The following is a 25,432-nucleotide window of genomic DNA, read 5'->3' on the forward strand; positions in this document are numbered from 1 at the left end:
CAAGTATTAACAAACATCCCAACAATCCCGAAACTTGTATGTGCTAACTTATGCATAAAACTACAAGTGTAAATAAACTTGCTTTCTATTCAATTGTCAAAGTTGAATAAAATTAAATAAGTATAAAAACCAATAATCAATAGAGTTAATATTTAGAAATAAGATAATAGTACATAAAACAAATCACTCTATTACATATTAATTTTATAATTTATATACAAAGAAAATATATCAATATTACCATTAAATTGCAACAATTCTACATATATTTCTTCAAAAAAGATACGCATTGAATTTTTATTACATATAACTCTCATGAAAATTGATTAAACTAAATTAATTAGTTAGCCTTAAATTTAACAAATTAAATCAAACCGAATGAGGCTAAATTGGTTATTTTTCAAGATATGATTTGTATAAATCAAAACATTTCTTACAAATCAAATGTATATAAAATGTGATATACATTCTCAACCTTAAAAAAGTAAAAAAAAAGATGAGCATCTACTGTCTCATCTTTTTAGAATATTAAATTTCTACAATTTCGTCATCTTCAACAATAAAGCCCATTGTATTGACGCTGTTATTTAAGAAAGTCAGAATATAACGCATTACTTCATCACGTTCTGGCTCATTGTGAACCTCGTGGTAAAAACCTTGCCAAGCTTTAAAATATAATTCAGGTGTTTGATATTTTTCTTTAAACTCATCAATTGCCCTAGTATCAACAATTAAATCCTTCGTTCCATACATTAATAGCGTTGGCATTGGTTGAATGTCATGAATATGAGCCATCGTATCTTTCATCGTCTCATTAATTGTATTATACCAATGATACGTTGCTTTTTTTAACATTAAACCATCGTTAACTGTTTCTTCAACAATTTCTAAATTACGTGTTAAATCTTTTGGTTCTACACCAACATTAAAACGTGTGTCTTTTGAAATTTTACCTATATTTGAAACAAGTTTATCTTTACGATTTTTTCCATTCTTTTGAAGTTCTAGCATAGGAGAAATTAACATCATCCCCTCGATTGGCAATTCTACTTTTTCAAGTAAATTTAATAAAATCAAACCGCCAAGTCCTACCCCTAATACATAAGTAGGAATTTTATATTCATTAGCTATCTTTAACCAGTCTAGCAAACTTTCGTGATACGTTTGAAAGTTTTCAATTTGTCCTTTATTAGCTCTTGAAGTTTGACCTTGACCAGGCAAATCTCCCATAATCACATGATAGCCATTTCTTCTTAACATCGTAATAACATATGCATATCTTCCCGTATGTTCTAATATATTATGAGCAATAACAACGACGCCTTTCGCATCATTTTCAGCTTCCCACTTCCACATTATTATACTGCCCCTTTTTCATTAATCTTCAATAACATAATTATAGCAAATTCACTATGTAGATTTCTATTTATAGTATTATTGTTGTCCATATTATTATATATAAATGAAATCAACATCAATAATAGTGTAATTATACATAATTATTTTTGATTGTTTTTGATGAAAACGCTTTCTCGAATATTTTTTTCATGCTAAACTTATTGTAAACACAAGGGTTTGGAGGAGTAGCAATGGCACTATTAAAGAATTTTTTTATCGGATTATCTAATAATAGTTTTTTAAACAACGCAGCAAAAAAAGTGGGCCCACGTTTGGGCGCCAATAAAGTCGTTGCCGGAAATACAATTCCAGAGTTAATTAATACAATCGAATACTTAAATGACAAGAATATCGCTGTTACGGTAGACAATTTAGGGGAATTTGTCGGTACAGTTGAAGAAAGTAATCATGCTAAAGAACAAATTTTAACAATTATGGACGCGCTTCATCAACATGGCGTAAAGGCACATATGTCTGTTAAATTGAGTCAGTTAGGTGCAGAATTCGACTTAGAATTAGCTTACCAAAATTTAAGAGAGATTTTACTTAAAGCAAATACTTACAACAATATGCATATAAATATTGATACTGAAAAATATGCTAGCCTGCAACAAATTGTTCAAGTTTTAGATCGCTTAAAAGGCGAATTTAGAAATGTTGGCACTGTAATTCAAGCATATTTATACGATAGCCACGAATTAGTTGATAAGTACCAAGATTTACGATTACGTTTGGTTAAAGGTGCATATAAAGAAAACGAATCAATTGCATTTCAATCTAAGGAAGACGTAGATGCAAATTACATCAAAATAATTGAACAACGTTTGTTAAACGCACGCAATTTCACTTCAATTGCAACACATGACCATCGCATCATTAATCATGTAAAACAATTTATGAAAGAAAATCACATTGAAAAAGATCGTATGGAATTCCAAATGCTCTATGGTTTTAGATCAGAGTTAGCAGAAGAAATCGCAAATGAAGGCTATAATTTCACTATTTATGTACCTTATGGCGATGATTGGTTTGCGTATTTTATGAGAAGATTAGCAGAACGCCCACAAAACCTATCTCTTGCTGTAAAAGAATTTGTGAAACCTGCTGGCTTAAAACGTGTTGGCATAATTGCAGCTTTAGGAGCTACAGTTATGTTAGGTTTAAGTACAATTAAAAAATTATGCCGTAAATAGAGCAAGACATAAACAATAATTTAGGAGTCTGGAACAATAATCAATGTTCTAGGCTCCTAAATGTTATATTGGCAGTTCTGAAACATTTATAAATCTTTGATTATGAACTCACAACAGTGCTCTATGCTTTTATAGATTTTAATAAATTAGCCATTTCAATTGCACTTACTGCTGCTTCAGCACCTTTATTGCCAGCTTTCGTACCTGCTCTTTCCACAGCTTGTTCAATACTTTCAGTCGTTAAAATACCAAATATGACTGGTACATTAGTTTGATCATTCACTTTAGAAACACCTTTCGCGACTTCATTACAAACATAATCATAATGAGACGTAGCACCGCGAATTACGCATCCTAATGTAATTACTGCATCATAATTTCCTGATGAGGCTAATTTTTTAGCTACTAAAGGAATTTCAAACGCACCTGGCACAAATGCTACATCAATATTGTCTTCATTAACATCATGTCGAATCAAAGTATCTTTTGCACCTTCAAGTAATCTTCCAGTGATAAAATCATTAAATCGACTAACTACGATTGCAACTTTCAAATCTTTTCCAATTAATTTACCTTCAAAATTCATGTTAAAGTCCTCCTATATTAAATGACCCATTTTTATTTTTTTCGTTTCCATATAATCATGATTATGTACCGTTTCTGGTACGATAACTTCAATTCTTTCTGCAATATCAATGCCATATTGTTTTAATCCCTCAAATTTACTTGGATTATTACTTAATAAATTGATATGTTCGATGTTAAAATATTTTAAAATCTGTGCAGCAATATGATAATCTCGTAAATCTTCATCAAAACCTAATGCTAAATTTGCAGTTACTGTATCATATCCTTGCTCAATTAATTCATATGCGCGTAATTTGTTTAACAATCCTATGCCACGACCTTCTTGAGGTAGATAAATAATCATGCCACCATGTTCATTGATATACTTCATAGACGATTCAAGTTGAGCACCACAATCACAACGTTGACTATGGAAAATATCGCCTGTAAGGCACGCAGAATGTAAGCGTACATTTTCATGTTGTCGAATTGCACCTTTTGTCAGTACAACTATCTCTTCATCTGTGTATGTCGCTTTAAAACCATACATATCAAATGTTCCGAAATCTGTAGGCATTTTCACTTTTGCCTTAAATTCAATTTCTGGTTCTAATTTTTTACGATATTCAATTAAATCATCAATCGTAATCATCTTTAATTGATGTTTTTCTTTAAACTTTTGTAAATCTTGTCCTTTCGCCATCGTGCCGTCATCATTCATAATCTCACAAATGACACCAGCGGGCTTGGCACCAGTAAGTTTAGCTAAATCAACAGCCGCTTCTGTGTGTCCATTTCTAGCTAATACGCCTTTATCTTGTGCTACTAATGGAAATAAATGACCAGGACGATTAAAATCTTTAGCTTCACTACTAGGATCAATGAGCTTTTTGGCAGTCAATGTACGTTCATAAGCACTAATTCCTGTTGTTGTATCTACATGATCAATACTCACTGTAAATTGCGTACCAAAGATGTCGGAGTTATCATCAACCATTTGTACCAAATCCAAACGTTGTGCAATATCTTTAGACACTGGTGCGCATATTAATCCCCTTGCTTCTTTCGCCATAAAATTAATGGTATTATCGTTCATCCATTCAGTAACCGCTACTAAATCACCTTCATTTTCACGATTCTCATCATCTACTACAATAATTGGTTCTCCATTTTTTAAAGCCATTAAAGCACTGTCAATATTATCGAATTGCATGCTACCCCTCCTAAAAACCAAATGCTCTTAATTTATCTACAGATAATTGGTCTTTATCTTTATTTAAAATATTTTCAACATATTTAAACAAAACGTCTGTTTCTAAATGTACTTTATCTCCTAATTTTTTGGATGATAAAATCGTTGAACGCCTCGTTTCTGGAATAAGATGAATGTCAAAACTGTTATCATGCTTATCAAATACCGTTAGACTAACACCATCCACAGTAATAGACCCTTGCTTAACTAACTGATTATTAATATGTTGGCTACATTGAATCGTAATAATTTTGGCATTGGCTGTTTCATTTATTTTTGAAACTGTTCCTAGTTCATCTACATGACCGAGGACAAAATGTCCACCAAACCTACCGTTACCACTCATGGCACGCTCTAAATTTACTTCTGATTGTCGCTTAACATCTGCTAAATAGGTTTTATTTTCAGTGCCTTTAATTACTTGAACAGTAAAAGATGTCTGATTAAAATCAATCACTGTTAAACATGCACCATTAACACTGATGGAATCACCAATATGCATATCTGCCGTAATCTTATGTGCTTCAATTTCAATCGTCCTGACTGATTGACGAATTTGAACACTTTTAACGACACCTATTTCTTCAACGATGCCAGTAAACATGCATCATCACTTCTTTCGTAAAGTTAATTTAACATTTTGATTTAATAACTCGGAATGAACAATTTCAAATTGGTTCGAATCTGGTATCTCAATCACATCATTTGTTTGATAAAATTGATAATTTCCAGATCCGCCAATTAATTTCGGGGCATAATAGAGAATAAATTCATCTATATAATTAGATTGGAGAAATTCTGAAGTAGTGGTTGGACCTGCCTCGACTAGCAAAGTTCCAACTCCTCTTTTATATAAATTGTGAAGAATTGTTGTTAAATCACAAGACTTCAAGTAAATAATTTCAATATGTGTTTGATTGCTTGTTAAATTTGGATTTTCAGTATATATCCAAATTGGTGTTGATTCATCTTGATAAATTTGCTGATTAAAATGAATATTCCCAGACTTAGACAATATTACTTTTATAGGGTTTTTTCCATCTTGAATACGTGTAGTATATTGTGGATCATCTAATTCAACTGTACGTCTTCCAGTTAACACTGCGTCGTGTCGATGTCTTAACTTATAGACATCTTGTTTAACCTCTTTGTTAGTAATCCATTGACTTTGTCCATTATCATTCGCTTGTTTACCATCTAAACTTGCAGATACTTTCACTGTAATTTGTGGCAGTTGCTTTGCTTTTGCTTTAAAAAAGTCTTGGTATAATTGTGATGCCCGTTCATCATCAACGCATTCAACCTCAATACCGTGAGCCCGTAACGTCTCATCACCATGTGTGTCTAACGAATTGTCTTTTGTTGCGTATACTACTTTTGCTATCTTACAATCAATAATTTTGTTAACACAGGGTGGTGTTGAACCAAAATGACTACATGGCTCTAACGTAATATAAATCGTCGCACCTTCAGCATTTTGTTGTGCCATATCAAGTGCTTGAACCTCCGCATGCTTGTCACCTTTTCTCAAGTGTGCACCAATACCAACAATCCTACCTTCATTAACTACAACAGCGCCAACGGGTGGATTAACACCTGTTTGACCTTGTACCATATTTGCAAGTTGAATCGCATAATCCATAAATTGACTCAAATGATCACCTCTATAAACAAAAATCCTCACATCATGAATTAAGATGCAAGGAGAAAAATTTATCGTTAAATAAGCCTATTTGTACACATTTTTACAAATACGCTACATTATCTTTGTCGATAATTAACATTCTTTCTCCCATCCAGACTTTAACTGTCGGCTCTAGAATCTCACTAGATCAGCCACTAATATGAAACATATTAGCAGGTCGCAGGCTTTATTTACTGCCGGTTGGGAATTTCACCCTGCCCCGAAAGAATTATATATGAAATTGTTATAGATTATTTGAGTACGTAGTATGTCAACTACATTTAAAATGATACTATATGTTTTCTAAAAAAACAATTAATGACGGTTTTAATTTAATATAATCTGAGTACTATAGGCATCTCATTGATATGATTCTTACTAACAGACATTAAAATCAAACCTTCAATTCGTCTCTATAGAGCGTTCTCTTTATTATCTTCTAGTTACAAATTATTGATTGTAACTGCGCTGTTGTTGCTCATTCGATTCTAAAGCATCATATAATTGAGATACTGTATGCGCAACTTGTTCTACTATCATTTTCACACCATTTCGTAGTTTATTAACACCGTTTGTCATTTGACCTATCGCAATCATATTTGTTAATGTTCCAAACCTTGGACTAATAACTTGATTGGTTTCCGGTATGATTTGTATGCCTCCCATTGGATGTGCTTGTACAATTTGTCTATTTTCAAGATTTTTAATTAATTGATCATCTTGATCCAATTCATTTAAATGACTTTTTGCACCTGTCGCGTTAATGACAACATTATACATGTCTACTGATTCTTGGTTTTTGTATGAAAAATAATACAACTTGCCATCATGTTTCACATCTTCTAAATCTTTTTTCAAAATTAAAGACTTATTTTCTATTAATTCAATAATTAGTTCAGCAGTTCTTGGAGGCATTGGATTTGAATTTAATTGAATCATCTTTGAGTATTTTTGATTAAATTGATGTTGATCTTCAATACTTAAGCTATTCCATATCCAATTTAAATTCTCTTTCAAATGTTCAATCATACTTTGGAAAATGCCCATTTCTGTTGGACGCGCTAAATCATACTTCAAATCTGCAATATGATTTCCTGTACGTCTATGTACTAATTTTTTAAAATCAATGTCATATTCAGCACATTCTTTTAAAAATAAAGAAACTATAGTATCAAGCGGTGCATTGCCGAAATGATGTTTTTTAATGTCATTTAATTTGTCTTTAGTTAAGTACTTGAATGTCACGTCTATCATTGTACCTCTTACACTTGGTAAATGAGCAGAACGACTCGTCATAGTAATTGGTAATTTCGGATGATGAGCAGCAACATAACGGACAACATCTAAACTGGCAAGGCCTGTACCAATAATCGCAATATCGTCCAGTTCATTTACTTCGTCTAACGTATTATATGTTGGATAAGGCGTAGCGATATATCCTTTTTTACCCTTTAAGTTATATGGATCATGGTAGGCAAATGTACCACATGTTAAAAATACATAATCGTACGCTTGCCATGATTGTTCTGAATTTGTAGTACATATGTAATAAGTTAAATTCGTTTCATCGATATTAGAATTTGTATAAATCTCTTGAACTTTATTATAATTAGTTGATATATTTGGATATTTTTTCGTGAACATAGATAAATAAGATTTCATATAATGTCCGAATACAAATCTCGGTAAATATGCAGGTTCATCAAAATTAAAATCAGTTTGTTGTTTATACCACTTCCAAAATTCAGTCTCATCATCTAAATTTAAACTCATCTTTTTCGAAGGCATATTAATTAGCAGCTCAGAACTATCATTTTGAAATGGTACGCCCTGTCCCATATTTACTTTATCATCGTATAAATCTATATCTAATTGATTAAACTTCGGGTGCTTAACTAACTCTCTCAATACACTTACACCAGCAGTTCCCATGCCTATTATTGCTACACGCATATATCATCCATCCTTTTGTAATTCAAAATATTATATTTAAACTATTACCTATAATTATAGCAATTTGGTATTTCCAATAAAATTTATTAAGGTAAGCTATTATTTCACTTTCACAACCATTAAACCATTTAAAACTTTTCATTTAATATCAACCTTAGTGTTTGTGTTAAAATATTTTTAACGAGGTGAATTAAATTGAAATTTATAGCAAAGATATTAATCTCATTAGTAATTCTATTTATGATTTTTAGTCGTAAAAACAAAGCTTCTTAATCAATACCCTTGATTACAAAATAAATTCAACTAAGGTGATTGGCCATACACTCAAGATATGGCTAATCACCTTTTTCAATGCAAAACAAAGAGTATATTTTGCAAAATCAATATCTATAATTTATCTTTAATACCCTTTTAATACTAAAACCAAATTCAAATTACATAGTCATATCGTGTAATATACCAAAGGAACATAGACATTCATCTATATAGATGATAATCTATTTAACGTCTAGGAGGTATGTTATGACGTATAAAGAACTAGCAACATTTTTAAAAGTTTTATCAGATTCAAGCAGATTAGAAATACTAGATTTACTTTCTTGTGGAGAGTTATGCGCTTGTGATTTGTTAGCACATTTTCAATTCTCTCAACCCACACTTAGCTATCATTTGAAAGCATTAGTAAAAACCAACTTAGTTACGACACGAAAAATCGGAAATAAACATTTATACCAGCTTAATCATAATATTTTTGAGTCCGTAATTAATAACTTGTCTAAGGTTCATACCTCTAACCAACGATGTTTTTGTCATAACCTTAAGACTGGTGAATGCTAATGATGACAACTTTAGCGACACTCATTTTTCTAGTAACTTTATTATTTGTATTATGGCAACCTAAAGGCCTAGATATTGGCATTACCGCATTAACTGGTGCCTTTATTGCTGTTATTACTGGTGTTGTAAGTTTTTCCGATGTTTTCGAAGTAACAGGTATTGTTTGGAATGCTACTTTGACTTTTGTCTCAGTCATTCTTATTTCATTAATATTAGATAAAGTTGGATTATTCGAATGGTCAGCTATTCACATGCTTCATGCTTCAAAAGGAAATGGTTTAAAAATGTTCGTTTATATCATATTATTGGGTGCCATTGTTGCTGCATTTTTCGCAAATGATGGCGCAGCGTTAATCTTAACGCCTATTGTATTAGCGATGGTTAAAAATATAGGTTTTAGTAAGCGGGCCATATTCCCTTTTATTATTGCGAGTGGTTTTATAGCTGACACAACTTCTTTACCTTTGATCGTGAGCAATCTAGTGAATATTATATCTGCTGATTATTTTCATGTAGGATTCGTTCGATATTTTAGTAGAATGATTATACCTAATTTATTCTCGCTTTTAGCAAGTATTATAGTATTGTGGTTATATTTTAGAAAGGCGATACCTAAAACGTTTGATGATAATAATATAAAGCATCCTAAAGATGCCATTAATGATTTAAAGCTATTTAAAATTTCATGGATTGTTCTAGTTATATTACTTTTCGGCTATCTAATCAGTGAATTTACTAAAATTCCGGTATCAATTTTCACTGGAATCATTGCTTTTATTTTTCTAATGTTGGCTCGTAAATCAAATGCTGTAAATATTAAGCAAGTCATTAAGGGCGCACCTTGGAATATAGTATTATTTTCAATTGGTATGTATATCGTCGTATTCGGCTTAAGAAATGCTGGCATTACTTTAATATTGGCTAAAATATTAGAATATATTTCCAATTACGGTCTATTTAGCACCATTTTGGGAATGGGCTTCATTTCAGCGTTTTTATCATCAATAATGAATAATATGACTACAGTTTTAATAGATGCGATTGCTATTGGTCAATCAAATGTCCATGGCATGTTAAAAGAAGGCCTAATTTATGCGAATGTTATCGGTTCTGATTTAGGTCCAAAAATTACACCGATAGGCTCTTTAGCTACATTACTGTGGTTACACGTCTTAACACAAAAAGATGTTAAGATTTCTTGGGGCACATACTTTAAAACTGGTATCATCATTACAATTCCAGTACTATTTATAACCCTCATAGGGTTGTATCTAACACTTATCATATTTTAAGAAATAAAAAGACGCTTTCTATTTATTGCGATAGAAAGCGTCTTTTTATACTTGAGCAAGTTATATCATAACTTAACTCTATCAAATTACTTATTCAAATGTTTACTGTCATCTTTATACACAAAGTATTTGAAGTATTTTCCTTCAGTCTTCATATTCTTATAAAAGTCAGCGATAATTGTTGCATTACTTTCTGCCCACTTAATATCAGTAGCATATTGATGTTCTCCTGGATTTTTTGGATTCCATCTCATACTATACAATGTATTTTGATCTGTGCTTGATAAGAAGTGCTTATGAATGAAATCAGCACCGCCTGAAATAGCTTTTTCAGGTGTATCCCAACCATGCTTTTTAGCATATTCTGCACCTGTTTTAATTGGGTCTTTATCAAGGGCTCCTACTCCATAGAAATTGTAGTATTTTTTGCCATCAATTTCGACTCCATTAGCTAATTCACTTTTAACTGCGCCAGTTTCTAATAATGCATGTGAAATTAAATAAACTTCGTTAACGTGCTTATCTTTAGCAGCTTTTAAGAAATCATCCGTATGTTTCAATAACGTTGGTCTATCTACTAACATACGTTTAATTCTATTTTTATCAATCCCTTGATACTTTGATAAATCTAAAAATTGATATTTTTGCTTTTCATTATCGATAAAAGTACCGCTATCCATTGCACTTTTAATTTCAGTTGCAGATGCATCTCTCCATGCATCATTCTTTTTATTTGATACCTGTTGACTCGTATAATTATTTATTTGTTTCTTTGCTGCATCGTTTAATGTAACATTTAACTTTTCAATCTTAATGTCGGATTTAACATGTTTGAAAAATATCTGATCGGATATCATTGAGAAAAATAAAAATGAGACAACAGCAAATATGACAACAAGTCCTATTATTCCAAAAATAGAACCTTTCTTGTGTTTATTCATATCCACACCTCTTAGGTCATTGTTGTTATACATTCAGTTTGACTACGATAATAAAGTTTAACATTATTAAAACCGTTTAACAATTTTATCTATGCATTGTTACATATTCATAAATAAACAGTAATGTAAATGAAACGTTTTAAACCATTTATCAACATTACTTTACGTTGATCTACGAATCATAAATGTTTTATCTTTTTGTATAACCTTTGAAAACCTTTATATCAATAATCTTATTATTCACGTATTAAAAAACAAAAAATTCTTTTGTTCGTTTACTTAGTTTCTTTTTTATAATCCATCATAATAAAACTTGCTGCATTTGATCTATTTTTATAATAGTACTGATTTAAATCAATCGTGCCTTCAATTTGACCATCACGATACATCATTTCATTAGTGAAGTTATTTATCATCACGAAATCAGCGCGATCTCTTATAACATCTAAATCGTCGTTTCGTGCAAAAAAATGTTCTAAATTTAAATGTGCGTAATCCATTGTTACCTCCCGATTACAAATTTTGTTCTATCTACTATTTAGCAAAGTAATAATACATCATATCACATTAAATTAATTACTTATGTCTTATATTTAACACTTAATTTAGCGATTACGCAAATGAATGATTTTTCTAAATATTTTATTCTAACTTTATCCGGAAATATTTGTTATACGTATAACTTGGAGAATGACTACTTGAAATTTAATGACGTATACAACAAACACCACAAAATCATACACCATCTTTTAAAAAATATAATATTAGCTATAATTATGATGAGTATTATCAACTACTCTTGATAAAAATGTGGCAATTGAGTCAGATATATAAACCCTCAAGCAAGCAATCTTTATCCTCTTTTTTATTCACTCGATTAAATTTTTACCTTATCGATTTATTCAGACAACAAAATCAATTAAAAGATGTCATTTTATGTGAGAATAATTCACCAACATTAACTGAACAACCAACATACTTTAATGAACATGACCTTCGTTTACAAGATATCTTCAAGCTTTTAAATCAAAGAGAAAGACTATGGCTCAAACTATACCTTGAAGGATACAAGCAATTTGAAATTGCTGAAATCATGTCATTATCGCTTTCAACGATTAAATTAATTAAGATGTCCGTTAAGCGTAAATGCCAACATAATTTTAATTAGTTTATTGTGAAATTTCGGTCGATGTGTTAATGATGTTGAAACACCCTAACATCTTCATATAAATTTATTTTAACCATTAAATTAACAACTTATTATACGAGGAGTACTATATTTGCAAGACAATTCTACTAAATATCTACTTTATATCCAAACTGCTACTTCAAACCATCTCGAAACAAATTGTGTCTTTTTACATTGCGATTACATTCTTAAAGTTCCAATTAACAAACTCGTTTCATATTATGCGAAATTGCATTTATCATCACAAAGTGTGCTAATTGAGACTGCAAAAAACATACTAAATATTAATAAACTGGTTCCTATTTACATCAACCCAAAAACTATACTTTTTCCGTTAAAACATAAACGTGCACCGATACAAATTTATATCAATGCACATTATATTGTTGGTATGACTGCCATAGAGAATTCAACATTAATACATTTTCAAGAAGGCATTCAGCTAGAAGTTGATGAGCCATTTTCTCTAGTTTCAAAAAAATGTCATGAAAGTTTAGCTTTGAAGCACTTCATTGAAAATACTATTTCGAATTAAATTTAATTTCTAAAAGTTTCTTAGTAAAGTATGATGTCACAATTTTTATAAAATATATGCTAACAATCATTAATAAAATCGCTCCAATAATTGTTAAAATAACAACAGTTGTTGATAAATCTACCTTAGGACTAACGAAAAATTGTACGCCAGATAGACTTGTAATTAGCCCAAATAAAAACAAGCCTAATAAAGCAACATAAGCAAACATCATCACTACTAATGTAACAAACATACTATAACTTTTTGTTTCTTTATTTCGAAATACATTTTGTCTTAAGTAAGCATTAGCAAAGGTAACAGGCTTATTTAAGTTAACGCTATCATCATCAGATATAGAAGACAATCGTTGATCTAATGCTTGTTTCTCCTTCTTGTTCAAAAACCATAATTGCTTTTTAACTTTTTTATCAAATGATGCTTTATTCATAATTAAGGATTTCTCTCCTTTATAATATTGACGTAATTTTAAACATTAGCGTCAATTGAAAGTGTATTTTATATATTTTACAGAAATATATGTATCAAATCTACAAAAATCCATATTACAATTTCATTTATGGTGATTTGACGCTAAAATACAGTCTGCTAATTTTCCAAACTAATGCTTTTTAGGTAGGTACAATGATAAATTTTAATCGTATATATGTTTCATATATAATGAATCTATCCTTAAACATATTGCATTCAAAATAATTTTAAAAAATGAAAAGAAAGGATTTAGCATGCAAAAATTCAAAGACTTTTTTTACGATGATTTATCGGTTACACGAGGAAATTATTTTTTAACTTTAATGGCAGCATTTTTTATTACTATCATTTTATTTATCGGCATAGTTGTCAGTGAAGTACATTTACTTTATAGCATGCTAATTGTATTAGTAGGTTTAATTCTATTGAGGCTATTCAAAATCAATTTATTCTCTTTTAAAAAATTAACATTGTCTCAAGTTATTCATATTATAGGCGGTGCACTATTAATTTATGGGTTAGATAATCTTTATTTATATTTTCATGACGTACCGGCAAATGAACAACAATTAGAGCAAGAAATACGAAATACACCATTCTATATTTCTATTTTCACTGTTACCATCATCCCCGCTATTGTGGAAGAAATTGTTTTTCGCGGTATGATAATAAGGGTTATCTTCAGAAAACACTTGTTTTTAGGGTTAATTGTGTCTAGTTTAGTTTTTGCATCATTACACGAATCTGACACTTGGATTGGTTATTTACCTTACTTATATTCTGGTTTGATTTTTGGTATAATTTATATAAAAACAAAACGATTAGAAGTGGTAATATTCATGCACTTCTTAAATAACTTGTTAGCTCTGCTCTTTATAATATGGGGATAATTTTGAGATAACCTTTCATATTATTTTCAAATTATCTATCTGATATTTATTTTATTGAACTTGAGTCACCACTTAAACTCAAAAATACGTGTCATCAAGTGCAAAATAATTTAGAACTAATACAAACATAAAAACTTTTGCTTTACGCTTAAAATCAAAAGTCACATACCTAGATATAAGTACAACTTGTATATTTTGTACTCTAATAGGTATGTGGCTTAAATAATATTTAATTCTTAAGTTGCATATAGTAATTGTTTTTATTCATTTTCTAAAATATGCGAGACTAATTTCCTTTTCTACTCCTGTTGAATCAATTTAGACTTTTTTATAACTCGAGCTTTTACTTAGCTGAATTTTGACTTCTTCTTCATTAATAACTATTATGGAAAAACCCCCATAAGCACAATGCCTATGAGGGTTTAAATATATTTATATATTATAGAATAGAAAGACCTGAAGATTGAATATCTTTCGCAAAGCCTTTAACTGTATCTACTGATAATTCGTTAATATCGCGACCTAAGTTTGTATTCACTTTTTTCACAACATCTGCAGGGCATGTAATAATATCTGCACCAATTTCATCAGCTTGAATCACATTGAATAATTCGCGGCAACTTGCCCATAATAATTTAACGCCGTCTTTACTATGCGTAACTTTTACAGCCTCTTTCATTAATGGTAATGGATCTACGCCTGTATCTGCAATACGTCCTGCAAATACTGAAACATATGTTGGCACACCTTCAGTTACTGCTTCAGTTATTTCTTTAACTTGTTCAATTGTGTAAACAGCCGTAACGTTTAATCTCACATTGTCAGCTGAAAGCTTTTTAATTAAAGGAATCGTTGATTCACCTTTTGTATTTACAATAGGAATTTTAACAAATACATTTTCGCCATATTGTTTTAGAATTGCTGCTTCTTTTTCCATAGTTTCTAAATCGTCTGCAAATACTTCAAATGAAATTGAAGCATCTGGAATTTCTTTCACAGCTTCTTCAGCAAAAGCTTTGTAATCTGTTACGCCCGCTTTCGCCATTAAACTAGGATTTGTTGTAAAACCATCCACTTGTTTGTTTTTATAAGCTGCTTTCATTTCTTCAATATCTGCACCGTCCGCAAATACTTCTACATTTAGTTTAGCCATATAATATAGCCTCCTTGATTCTTATTAAAATTTTAACAACATCTGCATGTCTTTTTCTTACAACCATTTGTAAAAAATGATTTTTATTTCTTTGTTATATAAAACATTTATATCACGCTTTTATAATATATAGCTAATTTTTTGCCTATATTTTTAAAAAATGACTTTAGTAAACATTGTGTCTACAAGTTAATAAAACTATTGTTTTATGATTGTTTATGATACGATATGTAAATGATAACCATCCAGGAGGTCTAGCATGTCTCGTTCAAAAAAATACTTTTACTTATCTAGCTTAATGATTATTTTAAGCTTTTTCTTTAATACAAATAACGTTTTCCTAAGTGGACTTTTTAATTCTTTTATTAAATTAATACTTTTCTGCAGTGTTATTAACTCAATTGTACTAATTTTGTCTATAATTTTTGCAGATCGTTCAATTAAATCACTAAAGCCTGATGCAGATTGGATTAGAATTGCGAGTAAAAGTTTGCCTTGGATTATTCTAATTGTTATTTTAGTACATATCTTTTCAATTGTTCGTACATTCGGTTTTATTTAAAAAAGATAAAATGTCAATGTAGCCTTAATACAAAACAATACAATGTATCATGCTATAATGAGTAAAACAATTTGATGACGTTGTTGCGTATAAAAAATATTAGATTTTCGAAATCATAACTATACATCTAATCGCTATAGTTATACAACAAGATATAACATATAATGAGGTTTGATAATGCATCGACAATTTTTGTCGTCGCGTTGCCAAAACCTCTTTTTTAAATTCAAACTACTTCTTTTCGAGGTGAACCAAATGCAATATGTATATATTTTTATCGGTGGTGCTTTAGGCGCTTTATTACGTTACCTCATTTCTTTTCTGAATACTGACGGAGGTTTTCCAATCGGAACACTGATAGCCAATTTGACTGGTGCCTTTGTAATGGGATTGCTAACAGCCTTAACAATTGCATTTTTTTCAAACCATCCGACGCTAAAAAAAGCTATTACGACTGGTTTTCTTGGTGCTTTAACGACTTTTTCAACATTTCAATTAGAATTAATACATATGTTTGATCATCAACAATTTATAACTTTACTACTATATGCTGTAACAAGTTATGTCTTTGGTATTTTGTTATGTTACGTCGGTATAAAACTAGGTGGTGGTTTATCATGATATCAATCATTTTAGTCATGATTGGCGGCGGTTTCGGTGCAATTACTAGAAGTGCCATTACTGATTATTTTAATCATAAATTTACTTCAAAGTTACCTATCGCAACATTGATAGTAAATCTAGTTGGTAGTTTTTTAATTGGATTAACTATAGGCTTATCAATTTCAATCTCATGGTTCCCTGCGTTCTTTGTTACCGGTTTTTTAGGTGGCTTAACAACTTTCTCAACGTTAGCCAAGGAACTTACACTAATGATGACGCCAAAATTTAATATTAACCTTTTTCTCAATTATTCACTTTTACAATTCATCATTGGATTTATAGCTTGTTATATTGGCTATCATATTTAAAAATAAAATGCTTCATTCAGCAAATAGGTAAATTACGACACCTTCCTGAACGAAGCATTTTTTAATTTTCATGCAAATTTTTTAGCACCATAAAATGCCTACCAAATTTCAATAATCTTTGTTACCGTTTAAATAATGTGAATGTCAATACATTCTCCAAACTAGTCGAAAATAAAGGGAGTGGGACAGAAATGATATTTTCTCAAAATTTATTTCGTCGTCCCACCCCGGCAAGGTTGACTAGAATTGAAAAAAGCTTGTTACAAGCGCATTTTCGTTCAGTCAACTACTGCCAATATAACTTCGTAGAGCATAGAACATTGATTTATGTCCCAGCCTGTGACAATTCATCTAACCTTTTCATCAGTTGAGTGATTTTAATCTATCCTTCAAAAGTTTTTGGATCAGGTCCAATTCTCTTATCTTGATTTAAACCATCAATTCGCGTCATTTGTTCATCTGATAATTCGAAATCAAATATTTGGAAGTTTTCAGAGATTCTGTTTGGTGTTACCGATTTAGGGATTGTAACCACACCATGCTGCACATTCCATCTTAAAACAACTTGGGCAGGTGACTTTCCTAATTCTTGAGCAATGTCTTTAATTGTCTCATCATTTAAAATTTGTGCATTCATCAATGGTGACCAAGATTCCATCACGATATGTTGTGCTGCCAAATATAATTTCAATTTATGTTGCGTTAAATATGGATGATATTCAACTTGATTAATTACAGGTTTAATTGACACTTGTGCCAACAAAGCTTCCAAATGTTCAGGTTCAAAATTGCTGACACCTATATTTTTAACTTTATTATTTTTATATAAATCTTCCATACCTTTCCATGTATCAACCATTACGGCTTCGTTCGTACCTGGCCAATGTACTAGATACAAATCTAAGTATTTTAAACCTAATCTAGATAAACTAGCTTCGTAAGCAGCTGCTACATTTTCACGACCGAAATCCTCAAAATATAATTTTGAAGTAATAAATAAGTCTTCTCTAGCAATACCAGTTGACTCCAATCCGGCACGAATGCCAGCACCTACTTGTTCTTCATTCCCATAAACTTTTGCGGTATCAATACTACGATATCCTTGTTCAATGGCATACTTAACACTTTCCATGCAATTTTCATCATTTTCCACACGAAATGTCCCTAAACCAATTTGTGGCATCGTGTTTCCATTATAAAATGTTTTAACCTCCATAAATATCGCCTCACCTTTTTGATGTATTATACCCTGTTATCATAACAAATCTGAGTTGAATACATGAGAAAAAACACTTAGAGAAATCAACCACTAAAATTCTAGTAATATCTCTCAAACATTAATCAAAATGTAAAAGCAATTCTGTTTAAATTATGACAAACTAAAAAAGCCGAAGTCACAACATATAGTCATCACTTCAGCCTAACATTTAGTTGAATGATTCAATTTTATCCATCATTTGTTGTAAGTCTTCCACGTTGTATTGAATACGACCATGGAATACAAATTTGTTAAAGAACTCGTCTAATTGTTCAGCACCGACAAGCACTTTGACAGCACTATTTTGATTATAATTTGAAATCGTTACATCGCCTTCATTTTTAGGATTAAAGTATAAAATTGAAGTTGGCGTATATTTGGCACCTAATTCTTTTTGTAAGTCTTCAGCCAATTGTTTAATCGCCTCAATTTGATCTGAATAATTTACAAAAGATAATGAACGTTTGTCATCATTTTGATCCATCACAATAGTTTGTGGTCTAGATTTATCTAAATCCAATGTATCAAATACTTGTTCCATTGGTGGTAAATCTTTAAATTGACCGCCACTAATACCATTATAAACATGACCTTTTAACAATTGAGAATCAATAATATAAAGACCAGTTCTTGTTAATACTAAATGACTAATTCGTTCAATATTATTAAAGCCATCCTTTGGTAAAAAGATATTTGCCATAATGTGCATATCTTCTGGTCGAATTCGTTTTTCTTTAACTAATCTTTCACGAATACCAATTAATCTCATGTCCGTTACATATTCACTATGATTTTTCGAGAACAATTTTAATGCGTCAATCTCACGATCTTTTGTACTAACCATGTGATTATAATCTTCTTGTTGTTTTGTAATTGTCTTTTTATTTTGAATACGCTCTTTCTCTAAAGCTTCTTCATGAGACTTTTTAATGTTTTGTTCTTGTTGTTCATACTTTTCTTCTGTTTGTCGCTTAACTTTTTTCTTACTACCTAAGGCAACTAAGAAAAGGACAAAAAAGATTAATGCAATGACTACTGCAATAATGAGTCCAATGACTACCGGTGAAGATAAATCCATCACAACAACGCTCCTTTTTAATATATGAATAACTTTAATTATAATAGAAAAGCTAAAGATTTTCGATACATATTATCATTTATATATCGAAAATCTTTTATTTAGCTATATTCAATTCATCTTATTATTTTACTGCGTCTTTTAATTCTTCCACTTTGTCTAATTTTTCCCATGGGAATAAGACATCTGTACGTCCAAAATGACCATAAGCAGCAGTTTGTTTGTAAATTGGTTGTTTCAAATCAAGCATTTTAATAATACCAGCAGGTCTTAGGTCAAAGTGTTTTCTAACTGCTTCAACAAGTTGCCCTTCAGAAACTTTACCTGTTCCAAATGTATCAATTGCAATTGACACTGGTTCTGCAACACCAATCGCATATGCCAATTGTACTTCACATTGATCTGCTAAACCTGCTGCAACAATATTTTTAGCCACATAACGTGCAGCGTATGCAGCTGAACGGTCTACTTTTGTAGGATCCTTACCACTGAAGCATCCGCCACCATGACGTGCATAGCCACCGTACGTATCAACAATGATTTTACGTCCTGTTAATCCTGCATCACCTTGAGGTCCACCGATTACAAAGCGTCCTGTAGGATTGATGTAGAATTTAGTTTGTTCATTAATCAAGTTTTCTGGAACAGTTGGATAAATGACATGTGCTTTAATGTCTTCTTGAATTTGTTCAAGTGTCACATCCTCAGCATGTTGTGTTGATACGACAATCGTATCAATACGTACTGGGTTATCATTTTCATCATATTCAACAGTGACCTGAACTTTACCGTCTGGTCGTAAATAATTTAACGTACCATCTTTACGCACATCTGATAAACGTTTTGCCAATTGATGTGATAAATAAATTGCTAGAGGCATATACGTCTCTGTTTCATTCGTTGCGTAACCAAACATTAAACCTTGGTCACCTGCACCTGTTGCTTCAATTTCTTCTTCGCTATCTTTATCACGATACTCTAATGCTTTATCCACGCCTTGTGCAATGTCAGGTGATTGTTCATCAATCGCAGTTAAAATTGCCATTGTTTCATAATCATAACCATATTTTGCTCTTGTGTATCCAATTTCTTTAATTGTTTCTCTAACAACTTTCGGAATATCAACATATGTTGTTGTAGAAATTTCGCCGGCGATCAATGCCATACCTGTTGTAACAGTTGTTTCACAAGCTACACGTGCATTTGGGTCGTCTTTTAAAATAGCATCTAATATTGCATCTGACACTTGGTCAGCGATTTTATCTGGGTGTCCTTCTGTAACAGACTCTGAAGTAAATAATCGTTTGTTATTTAACATAGTTTGCTCCTTTAAATTTATATTACGAAAATTCTCTCTCTGTGAGCTAAATAAAAAAGACCTTCTAACTATTAATATAGAGAGAAGGCCTAATACGTCCATTCGCTCTTATCGTTCAGACCTATTTGTCTGCAAACGGTTTGGCACCTTTCTTTTATAAAAAAAGAGGTTGCTGGGTTTCATTGGGTCCATGTCCCTCCACCACTCAGGATAAGAGAATCCGTTAAAAATAATAGTACCTAATTAATGAATTAATGTCAATTTTTCACAAATAAATTTACAGTAAAATATTGTAGATTAATTATGTTAATGTGTTATACTAATTAAATGTAAAGGCTTACATTTAAATTATCGCTTTGGAGGGATTTAGGATGTCAGTAGACACATACACTGAAACAACTAAAATTGACAAATTACTGAAAAAACCAACGTCACATTTTCAACTTTCGACGACACAACTTTATAATAAAATCTTAGACAATAACGAAGGGGTATTAACAGAACTTGGTGCTGTTAATGCAAGTACTGGAAAATATACTGGTCGTTCGCCTAAAGACAAATTTTTTGTCTCTGAACCTTCATATAGAGATAACATTGATTGGGGAGAAATTAATCAACCTATCGATGAAGAAACTTTCTTGAAGTTATACCATAAAGTACTAGACTATTTAGATAAAAAAGATGAACTATACGTATTTAAAGGCTACGCTGGTAGCGATAAAGATACAATGTTAAAACTTACAGTCATCAATGAATTAGCATGGCATAATTTATTTGCTAAAAATATGTTTATTAGACCTGAATCAAAAGAAGAAGCTACAAAGATTAAACCTAACTTCACTATCGTTTCTGCACCACATTTTAAAGCAGATCCAGAAGTTGATGGTACTAAATCTGAAACCTTTGTCATTATTTCATTTAAACACAAAGTCATTTTAATCGGCGGTACTGAATACGCTGGTGAAATGAAAAAAGGTATCTTCTCTGTAATGAATTATCTCTTACCGATGCAAGATATTATGAGCATGCATTGCTCAGCAAACGTTGGTGAAAAAGGCGATGTTGCATTATTCTTTGGTCTATCTGGCACTGGTAAAACAACCTTATCGGCTGACCCACACCGTAAACTAATCGGTGATGATGAACACGGATGGAATAAAAACGGGGTCTTTAATATCGAAGGTGGCTGCTATGCAAAAGCAATTAATCTTTCCAAAGAAAAAGAACCACAGATTTTTGACGCAATCAAATATGGTGCAATTTTAGAGAACACTGTAGTTGCAGAAGATGGTTCAGTGGACTTTGAAGACAATCGTTATACAGAAAACACGCGTGCCGCTTATCCAATTAATCACATTGACAATATTGTAGTACCATCAAAAGCAGCACATCCAAATACAATTATTTTCTTAACTGCGGATGCATTTGGTGTTATTCCACCGATTTCAAAGTTAAATAAAGACCAAGCAATGTATCATTTCTTGAGTGGTTTCACTTCTAAATTAGCTGGTACAGAGCGTGGTGTGACAGAACCTGAACCATCATTCTCAACATGTTTCGGAGCACCGTTCTTCCCGTTACACCCTACTGTTTACGCTGATTTATTAGGTGAACTTATCGATTTACATGATGTTGATGTTTATCTTGTTAATACTGGATGGACTGGCGGAAAATATGGTGTAGGACGTAGAATCAGCTTACATTACACACGTCAAATGGTAAACCAAGCGATTTCTGGCAAATTGAAAAATGCAGAATATACAAAAGATAGTACGTTTGGTTTAAGCATTCCTGTAGAAATTGAAGATGTACCGAAAACAATTTTAAATCCAATTAATGCTTGGAGCGACAAAGAGAAATATAAAGCACAAGCAGAAGATTTAATTCAACGTTTTGAAAAGAACTTCGAAAAATTTGGTGAAAAAGTTGAACATATTGCTGAAAAAGGTAGCTTCAACAAATAAATTTGAATACTAATTAAAGAGCCAACCGTTGTTATAGTCTAACAATGGTTGGCTCCTCTTATTTTATGTGCTAAAAATTTATAGGCAATTTTATTACAACAATGCACATTTAAGGTGACCTTCATGCCAAACTCGCATCACTCATTTAATGGAAGCAGCACGTCTTCACATAAAGTACCGGTTCCTTACGCTATGCATGTCGCCCCACTTTGCATAAAGTACTTATCGTTAACTCAACGCAAGTTGTTCCTATTCACAAAAAGCACATACAGTTATCTGCATGGAGCACATTTTCATTGAAAGCGCATACCCCTCATTCAACGTATATCACACATCTTCAAAGCTTGATAGTTCCCATGCGCACACCACGTTTCATACTAGCTATGCGACTCAACTTGGTTCATAAACTCTTTAATATAAGTCAATGTTTCAACCATCGCTGGTGGTCTTGGCACATGTCCTTCTGCCATTTGATAAAATGTTTCATGCGTAGCACCTTTTAACTCTAGTTGGTCCGCTAAATAATACGCATGATGAATACCAACTTGCTGGTCTTTCCCTCCATGTACAATTAATATTGGCGGACTGTTTTCATTAATGTTTGGAATCGCTTGGCGTGCCTCATATGCCGCTCGATCTTTTTTCGGATGACCAATCATTCTTCGTAGCATGCCTCTTAAATCGACACGTTCTTCATACATTAAATCAATATCTGAGACACCACCCCAGATTGTATAACTTGTTACTGGTAAGTCTTGAAATGTCAACAATCCTTGTAAACCACCTCGCGAAAAACCAACCATGTGGATAAATGCATGTGGATATTTATCATGTAGCAACCTTAATAATTGCGTCACATCATTTAAATCGCCACGGTAAAATTCGTCTTTACCTTCACTCCCATTGTTACCTCGGTAGTATGGCCCAATCACTAAAGTTTGACTATCTGAAAATTGCATTAATCTACCTGCGCGCACACGTCCTACTTGACCTTTGCCACCTCGCAAATAAACTACAATGCGATTTACTTCATGATGTGGTGTCATCATTAAAGCTTTTACTTGTAAGTCATCTGACAAATATGTAATTTCTTCGAATTGATGCGTAAAAGATTCAATTGGCATTCGTTTACGTTTGATAAAACCCAAGTGATTGCACCCTCTCTACGCATTTTAAAATGGTACTATCTTGCAGTAAGAAACTCCGTTGTGCGAGTTCAATATCATTGATACAGTTAAACAACACTGGCCCTGCTGTTTCTAAATAATCGTTCTTGCTTACCAATGATTCAACTTCGATAAAATATACATCTTTTACAAAATCAGTTTGATCATGTGTTTCAATGGTATATTGTGCTATGTAATAAATATTTTTAACTTTGGCGCCTGTTTCTTCATATAATTCACGTGTAACTGCTTCAGCACTACTTTCCCCGCGTTCCCTTTTACCACCAGGAAATTCAATCCCCCGTAAATTATGTTTGGTAAAAAGCAATTGATTTTTAAACGTTGGAATAGCTAGCACATGATTGCCATCTGCTATCTCATTATCCTTTTTAAATGTCAAATTAACTTGACGATTATCTTTATCCCTAAACTTCACGCGCATCACATCCCTACATTGTATGTTAATATAATAGTTAATTACTATCGTTGGAGGCATTAATTATGAAAAAGATATTCTTGGCGATGATTCATTTTTATCAACGTTTCATTTCGCCACTCACTCCACCAACTTGTCGTTTTTATCCAACATGTTCAGAGTACACTAGAGAAGCGATTCAATACCACGGTGCTTTCAAAGGCCTTTATTTAGGTATCCGTCGTATTTTAAAATGTCATCCGCTTCATAAAGGCGGCTTTGACCCTGTTCCGTTAAAAAAAGACAAGTCAGCAAGCAAGCATTCACATAAACATAACCATTAATATGGTTGTAATTGAGTTATATCCACTAAAGGGGGGCGAAATTCGAGTCGCCCCTCTTTTAATATGCCTGAATGCGCCACCACATCTTGTTCAAAATAATAACCTGCTGGTGTAACATCTCCTGGATAATCACCTTTACGAGCAAGCATCGCTGTAAAATAGCGGCTTAAACCATATTCGTACATGCCGCCAATAACCACTTTTGCACCATGACTTTTCAAAGTATCAATTGCCGTTTGCACTTTATCAATGCCACCTAGACGAAACGGTTTTAATACAACAACTTTCACATTGTATAATTCTATCAAATTAATTATGTCCAACAACGATGTTGCCTTTTCATCAAGGGCTATTGGAGGTATTGTTCCATCCACTACTTCATCAAGCATGGAGATATCTTTAAATGGCTCTTCGATATAAAGAACCTGTTCACGCGCTAATAACTGTAACTGTGTGAAATCTTGACGATCCAAGGACTCATTTGCATCTATAACCAATTGAAAGTGAAAGTCTAATTCCCGTAACACTCTAATTTGATGCATGATTTGAGGCGTCCATTTTAATTTAATTCTGGTCGGCTTTGTTGCTTTTAATGACTCTAGTTGTTTATTTGATAAGCCGCTCGCTGTCGCTCCATATGCTACTGAAAATGAAGGCAGTACATGAAACATTTGATACAATGCCATGACAATAGTTGCCCTTGCAGCAGGCGTATTTTCCAATGAATCTACTAATTTTAGTGCTGCTTCATACGTTTCAAATGATTTATTTCTATTATCTTCGAACCATTGCTCAATTACATGTTTCACTGAGGCAATTGTTTCATGATCATACCAATCTGTTTGAAAAGCGTTACATTCCCCGAAATATGCATTTCCTTTGTCATCAATCAATTCGATAAACAAACAATCACGATGCGTTAAAGTGACTTTCGGTGTTACAATTTGTGACTTAAATGGCTCACTATATTTATAAAAATGCAAAGCTGTCAACTTCATCAA

27 protein-coding genes, 1 pseudogene and 2 riboswitches are annotated in these 25,432 nt (G+C 32.0%); of the genes and pseudogenes, 11 read left to right on the plus strand and 17 right to left on the minus strand.

All coding sequences use genetic code 11. The annotated features are described in order from the left end of the window. Positions 1–528 precede the first annotated feature (528 nt). Together JQN76_RS12590 and JQN76_RS12595 are read right to left on the minus strand one after the other, a co-directional pair. Positions 529–1,356, minus strand: a complete 828-nt coding sequence (locus JQN76_RS12590) for an alpha/beta fold hydrolase (RefSeq protein WP_000266096.1) — start codon at positions 1,354–1,356, stop codon at positions 529–531. Positions 1,357–1,358: 2 nt separating this feature from the next. Continuing rightward, a complete protein-coding gene (locus tag JQN76_RS12595) occupies positions 1,359–1,478 on the minus strand; it encodes a hypothetical protein (protein WP_001790712.1) in 120 nt (39 codons plus the stop codon). 111 nt (positions 1,479–1,589) lie between these two features. Here JQN76_RS12595 and JQN76_RS12600 point away from each other — a divergent pair, with 111 nt between their 5' ends. Continuing rightward, positions 1,590–2,591: a proline dehydrogenase family protein gene (locus JQN76_RS12600; protein ID WP_001196354.1), complete on the plus strand. Its 1,002-nt coding sequence runs from the start codon at positions 1,590–1,592 to the stop codon at positions 2,589–2,591. Positions 2,592–2,712: 121 nt separating this feature from the next. Here JQN76_RS12600 and ribH read toward each other — a convergent pair whose 3' ends face one another. The 5 genes from ribH to JQN76_RS12625 all read right to left on the minus strand — a co-directional run bounded on the left by ribH (position 2,713) and on the right by JQN76_RS12625 (position 8,047). Next, positions 2,713–3,177, minus strand: a complete 465-nt coding sequence (ribH, locus tag JQN76_RS12605) for a 6,7-dimethyl-8-ribityllumazine synthase (protein ID WP_001008551.1) — start codon at positions 3,175–3,177, stop codon at positions 2,713–2,715. A 12-nt stretch (positions 3,178–3,189) separates the two neighbouring features. Then, a complete protein-coding gene (ribB, locus tag JQN76_RS12610; RefSeq protein WP_001159022.1) occupies positions 3,190–4,371 on the minus strand; it encodes a 3,4-dihydroxy-2-butanone-4-phosphate synthase in 1,182 nt (393 codons plus the stop codon). A gap of 10 nt (positions 4,372–4,381) precedes the next feature. After that, positions 4,382–5,014, minus strand: coding sequence for a riboflavin synthase (locus JQN76_RS12615; protein WP_000493892.1), 633 nt, complete (start codon positions 5,012–5,014; stop codon positions 4,382–4,384). Positions 5,015–5,020: 6 nt separating this feature from the next. Continuing rightward, positions 5,021–6,064, minus strand: coding sequence for a bifunctional diaminohydroxyphosphoribosylaminopyrimidine deaminase/5-amino-6-(5-phosphoribosylamino)uracil reductase RibD (gene ribD / locus JQN76_RS12620; RefSeq protein WP_001836682.1), 1,044 nt, complete (start codon positions 6,062–6,064; stop codon positions 5,021–5,023). 126 nt (positions 6,065–6,190) lie between these two features. Next, positions 6,191–6,326, minus strand: a riboswitch (FMN riboswitch). A 218-nt stretch (positions 6,327–6,544) separates the two neighbouring features. Then, the gene (locus tag JQN76_RS12625; RefSeq protein ID WP_001261668.1) at positions 6,545–8,047 is read right to left on the minus strand and encodes an FAD/NAD(P)-binding protein; all 1,503 of its coding nucleotides are present in this window, start codon (positions 8,045–8,047) and stop codon (positions 6,545–6,547) included. Between the two features lie 522 nt (positions 8,048–8,569). On the opposite strand from JQN76_RS12625, the gene JQN76_RS12630 reads away from it, so the two are divergent. Both JQN76_RS12630 and arsB read left to right on the plus strand, forming a co-directional pair. Beyond that, positions 8,570–8,884: an ArsR/SmtB family transcription factor gene (locus JQN76_RS12630; RefSeq protein WP_000221177.1), complete on the plus strand. Its 315-nt coding sequence runs from the start codon at positions 8,570–8,572 to the stop codon at positions 8,882–8,884. Further along, entirely contained in the window at positions 8,884–10,176 is a 1,293-nt protein-coding gene (gene arsB, locus JQN76_RS12635; RefSeq protein ID WP_000989122.1) for an arsenite efflux transporter membrane subunit ArsB, read from the plus strand. The genes JQN76_RS12630 and arsB overlap by 1 nt, the downstream gene beginning before the upstream one ends. Positions 10,177–10,262: 86 nt before the next feature. Here arsB and sagB read toward each other — a convergent pair whose 3' ends face one another. Both sagB and JQN76_RS12645 read right to left on the minus strand, forming a co-directional pair. Beyond that, positions 10,263–11,117 (minus strand): peptidoglycan release complex glucosaminidase SagB, encoded by an 855-nt coding sequence (gene sagB, locus JQN76_RS12640; protein WP_001032833.1) that lies wholly within the window; start codon positions 11,115–11,117, stop codon positions 10,263–10,265. 275 nt (positions 11,118–11,392) lie between these two features. Further along, on the minus strand, positions 11,393–11,617 hold the full coding sequence (locus JQN76_RS12645; protein WP_000384171.1) for a hypothetical protein: 225 nt from the start codon (positions 11,615–11,617) through the stop codon (positions 11,393–11,395). Between the two features lie 198 nt (positions 11,618–11,815). Here JQN76_RS12645 and sigS point away from each other — a divergent pair. Next, positions 11,816–12,285, plus strand: a pseudogene (sigS, locus tag JQN76_RS12650) (RNA polymerase sigma factor SigS). A gap of 112 nt (positions 12,286–12,397) precedes the next feature. Then, on the plus strand, positions 12,398–12,841 hold the full coding sequence (locus tag JQN76_RS12655) for a competence protein ComK (protein ID WP_001153742.1): 444 nt from the start codon (positions 12,398–12,400) through the stop codon (positions 12,839–12,841). On the opposite strand, the gene JQN76_RS12660 is transcribed toward JQN76_RS12655, so the two are convergent. Continuing rightward, positions 12,828–13,271 carry a hypothetical protein gene (locus tag JQN76_RS12660; protein ID WP_001030469.1) on the minus strand — a complete coding sequence of 148 codons (444 nt, stop codon included), beginning with the start codon at positions 13,269–13,271 and terminating at the stop codon, positions 12,828–12,830. The two genes, JQN76_RS12655 and JQN76_RS12660, sit on opposite strands and share 14 nt — an antisense overlap. A gap of 295 nt (positions 13,272–13,566) precedes the next feature. Between JQN76_RS12660 and sdpA the strand changes: the two genes are divergently transcribed. Beyond that, on the plus strand, positions 13,567–14,202 hold the full coding sequence (gene sdpA / locus JQN76_RS12665; protein ID WP_001168901.1) for a CPBP family intramembrane glutamic endopeptidase SdpA: 636 nt from the start codon (positions 13,567–13,569) through the stop codon (positions 14,200–14,202). Positions 14,203–14,641: 439 nt separating this feature from the next. On the opposite strand, the gene JQN76_RS12670 is transcribed toward sdpA, so the two are convergent. After that, positions 14,642–15,355: a transaldolase gene (locus JQN76_RS12670; RefSeq protein WP_001096494.1), complete on the minus strand. Its 714-nt coding sequence runs from the start codon at positions 15,353–15,355 to the stop codon at positions 14,642–14,644. Between the two features lie 259 nt (positions 15,356–15,614). Here JQN76_RS12670 and JQN76_RS12675 point away from each other — a divergent pair, with 259 nt between their 5' ends. The 3 genes from JQN76_RS12675 (at position 15,615) to JQN76_RS12685 (ending at position 16,888) form a co-directional block, all read left to right on the plus strand. Next, positions 15,615–15,917 carry a hypothetical protein gene (locus JQN76_RS12675; protein ID WP_000091445.1) on the plus strand — a complete coding sequence of 101 codons (303 nt, stop codon included), beginning with the start codon at positions 15,615–15,617 and terminating at the stop codon, positions 15,915–15,917. A 255-nt stretch (positions 15,918–16,172) separates the two neighbouring features. Further along, positions 16,173–16,538: a fluoride efflux transporter CrcB gene (gene crcB, locus JQN76_RS12680; RefSeq protein ID WP_001200542.1), complete on the plus strand. Its 366-nt coding sequence runs from the start codon at positions 16,173–16,175 to the stop codon at positions 16,536–16,538. Continuing rightward, positions 16,535–16,888 carry a fluoride efflux transporter FluC gene (locus JQN76_RS12685; protein ID WP_000623478.1) on the plus strand — a complete coding sequence of 118 codons (354 nt, stop codon included), beginning with the start codon at positions 16,535–16,537 and terminating at the stop codon, positions 16,886–16,888. Before crcB ends, JQN76_RS12685 begins: the two co-directional genes overlap by 4 nt. 382 nt (positions 16,889–17,270) lie before the next feature. Here the strand turns inward: JQN76_RS12685 and JQN76_RS12690 are convergent, their stop codons facing one another. From JQN76_RS12690 to metK, 3 genes are all read right to left on the minus strand, one after another. Further along, entirely contained in the window at positions 17,271–18,104 is an 834-nt protein-coding gene (locus tag JQN76_RS12690) for an aldo/keto reductase (protein ID WP_000453314.1), read from the minus strand. A gap of 211 nt (positions 18,105–18,315) precedes the next feature. Then, positions 18,316–19,224 carry a nuclease-related domain-containing protein gene (locus tag JQN76_RS12695; RefSeq protein WP_000366163.1) on the minus strand — a complete coding sequence of 303 codons (909 nt, stop codon included), beginning with the start codon at positions 19,222–19,224 and terminating at the stop codon, positions 18,316–18,318. Between the two features lie 124 nt (positions 19,225–19,348). Continuing rightward, positions 19,349–20,542: a methionine adenosyltransferase gene (gene metK, locus JQN76_RS12700; protein WP_000933822.1), complete on the minus strand. Its 1,194-nt coding sequence runs from the start codon at positions 20,540–20,542 to the stop codon at positions 19,349–19,351. A 105-nt stretch (positions 20,543–20,647) separates the two neighbouring features. Then, a riboswitch (SAM riboswitch) is annotated at positions 20,648–20,759 on the minus strand. 154 nt (positions 20,760–20,913) lie between these two features. Here metK and pckA point away from each other — a divergent pair. Next, complete coding sequence (pckA, locus tag JQN76_RS12705) at positions 20,914–22,506, plus strand: phosphoenolpyruvate carboxykinase (ATP) (protein ID WP_000109906.1); 1,593 nt, start codon at positions 20,914–20,916, stop codon at positions 22,504–22,506. Positions 22,507–22,883: 377 nt separating this feature from the next. Here the strand turns inward: pckA and JQN76_RS12710 are convergent, their stop codons facing one another. Next, positions 22,884–23,630, minus strand: a complete 747-nt coding sequence (locus JQN76_RS12710) for an alpha/beta hydrolase family protein (RefSeq protein WP_001834463.1) — start codon at positions 23,628–23,630, stop codon at positions 22,884–22,886. A gap of 4 nt (positions 23,631–23,634) precedes the next feature. Continuing rightward, the gene (ytkD, locus tag JQN76_RS12715) at positions 23,635–24,108 is read right to left on the minus strand and encodes an RNA deprotection pyrophosphohydrolase (protein ID WP_000672014.1); all 474 of its coding nucleotides are present in this window, start codon (positions 24,106–24,108) and stop codon (positions 23,635–23,637) included. Between the two features lie 65 nt (positions 24,109–24,173). On the opposite strand from ytkD, the gene yidD reads away from it, so the two are divergent. Next, positions 24,174–24,431: a membrane protein insertion efficiency factor YidD gene (yidD, locus tag JQN76_RS12720; protein ID WP_000718107.1), complete on the plus strand. Its 258-nt coding sequence runs from the start codon at positions 24,174–24,176 to the stop codon at positions 24,429–24,431. Here the strand turns inward: yidD and menC are convergent. After that, complete coding sequence (gene menC, locus JQN76_RS12725; protein ID WP_000778525.1) at positions 24,428–25,429, minus strand: o-succinylbenzoate synthase; 1,002 nt, start codon at positions 25,427–25,429, stop codon at positions 24,428–24,430. The genes yidD and menC overlap by 4 nt on opposite strands. Positions 25,430–25,432 lie beyond the last annotated feature (3 nt).

It is taken from the genome of Staphylococcus sp. SM3655 (assembly GCF_016917315.1).
Taxonomy (GTDB): Bacteria; Bacillota; Bacilli; order Staphylococcales; family Staphylococcaceae; genus Staphylococcus; species Staphylococcus aureus.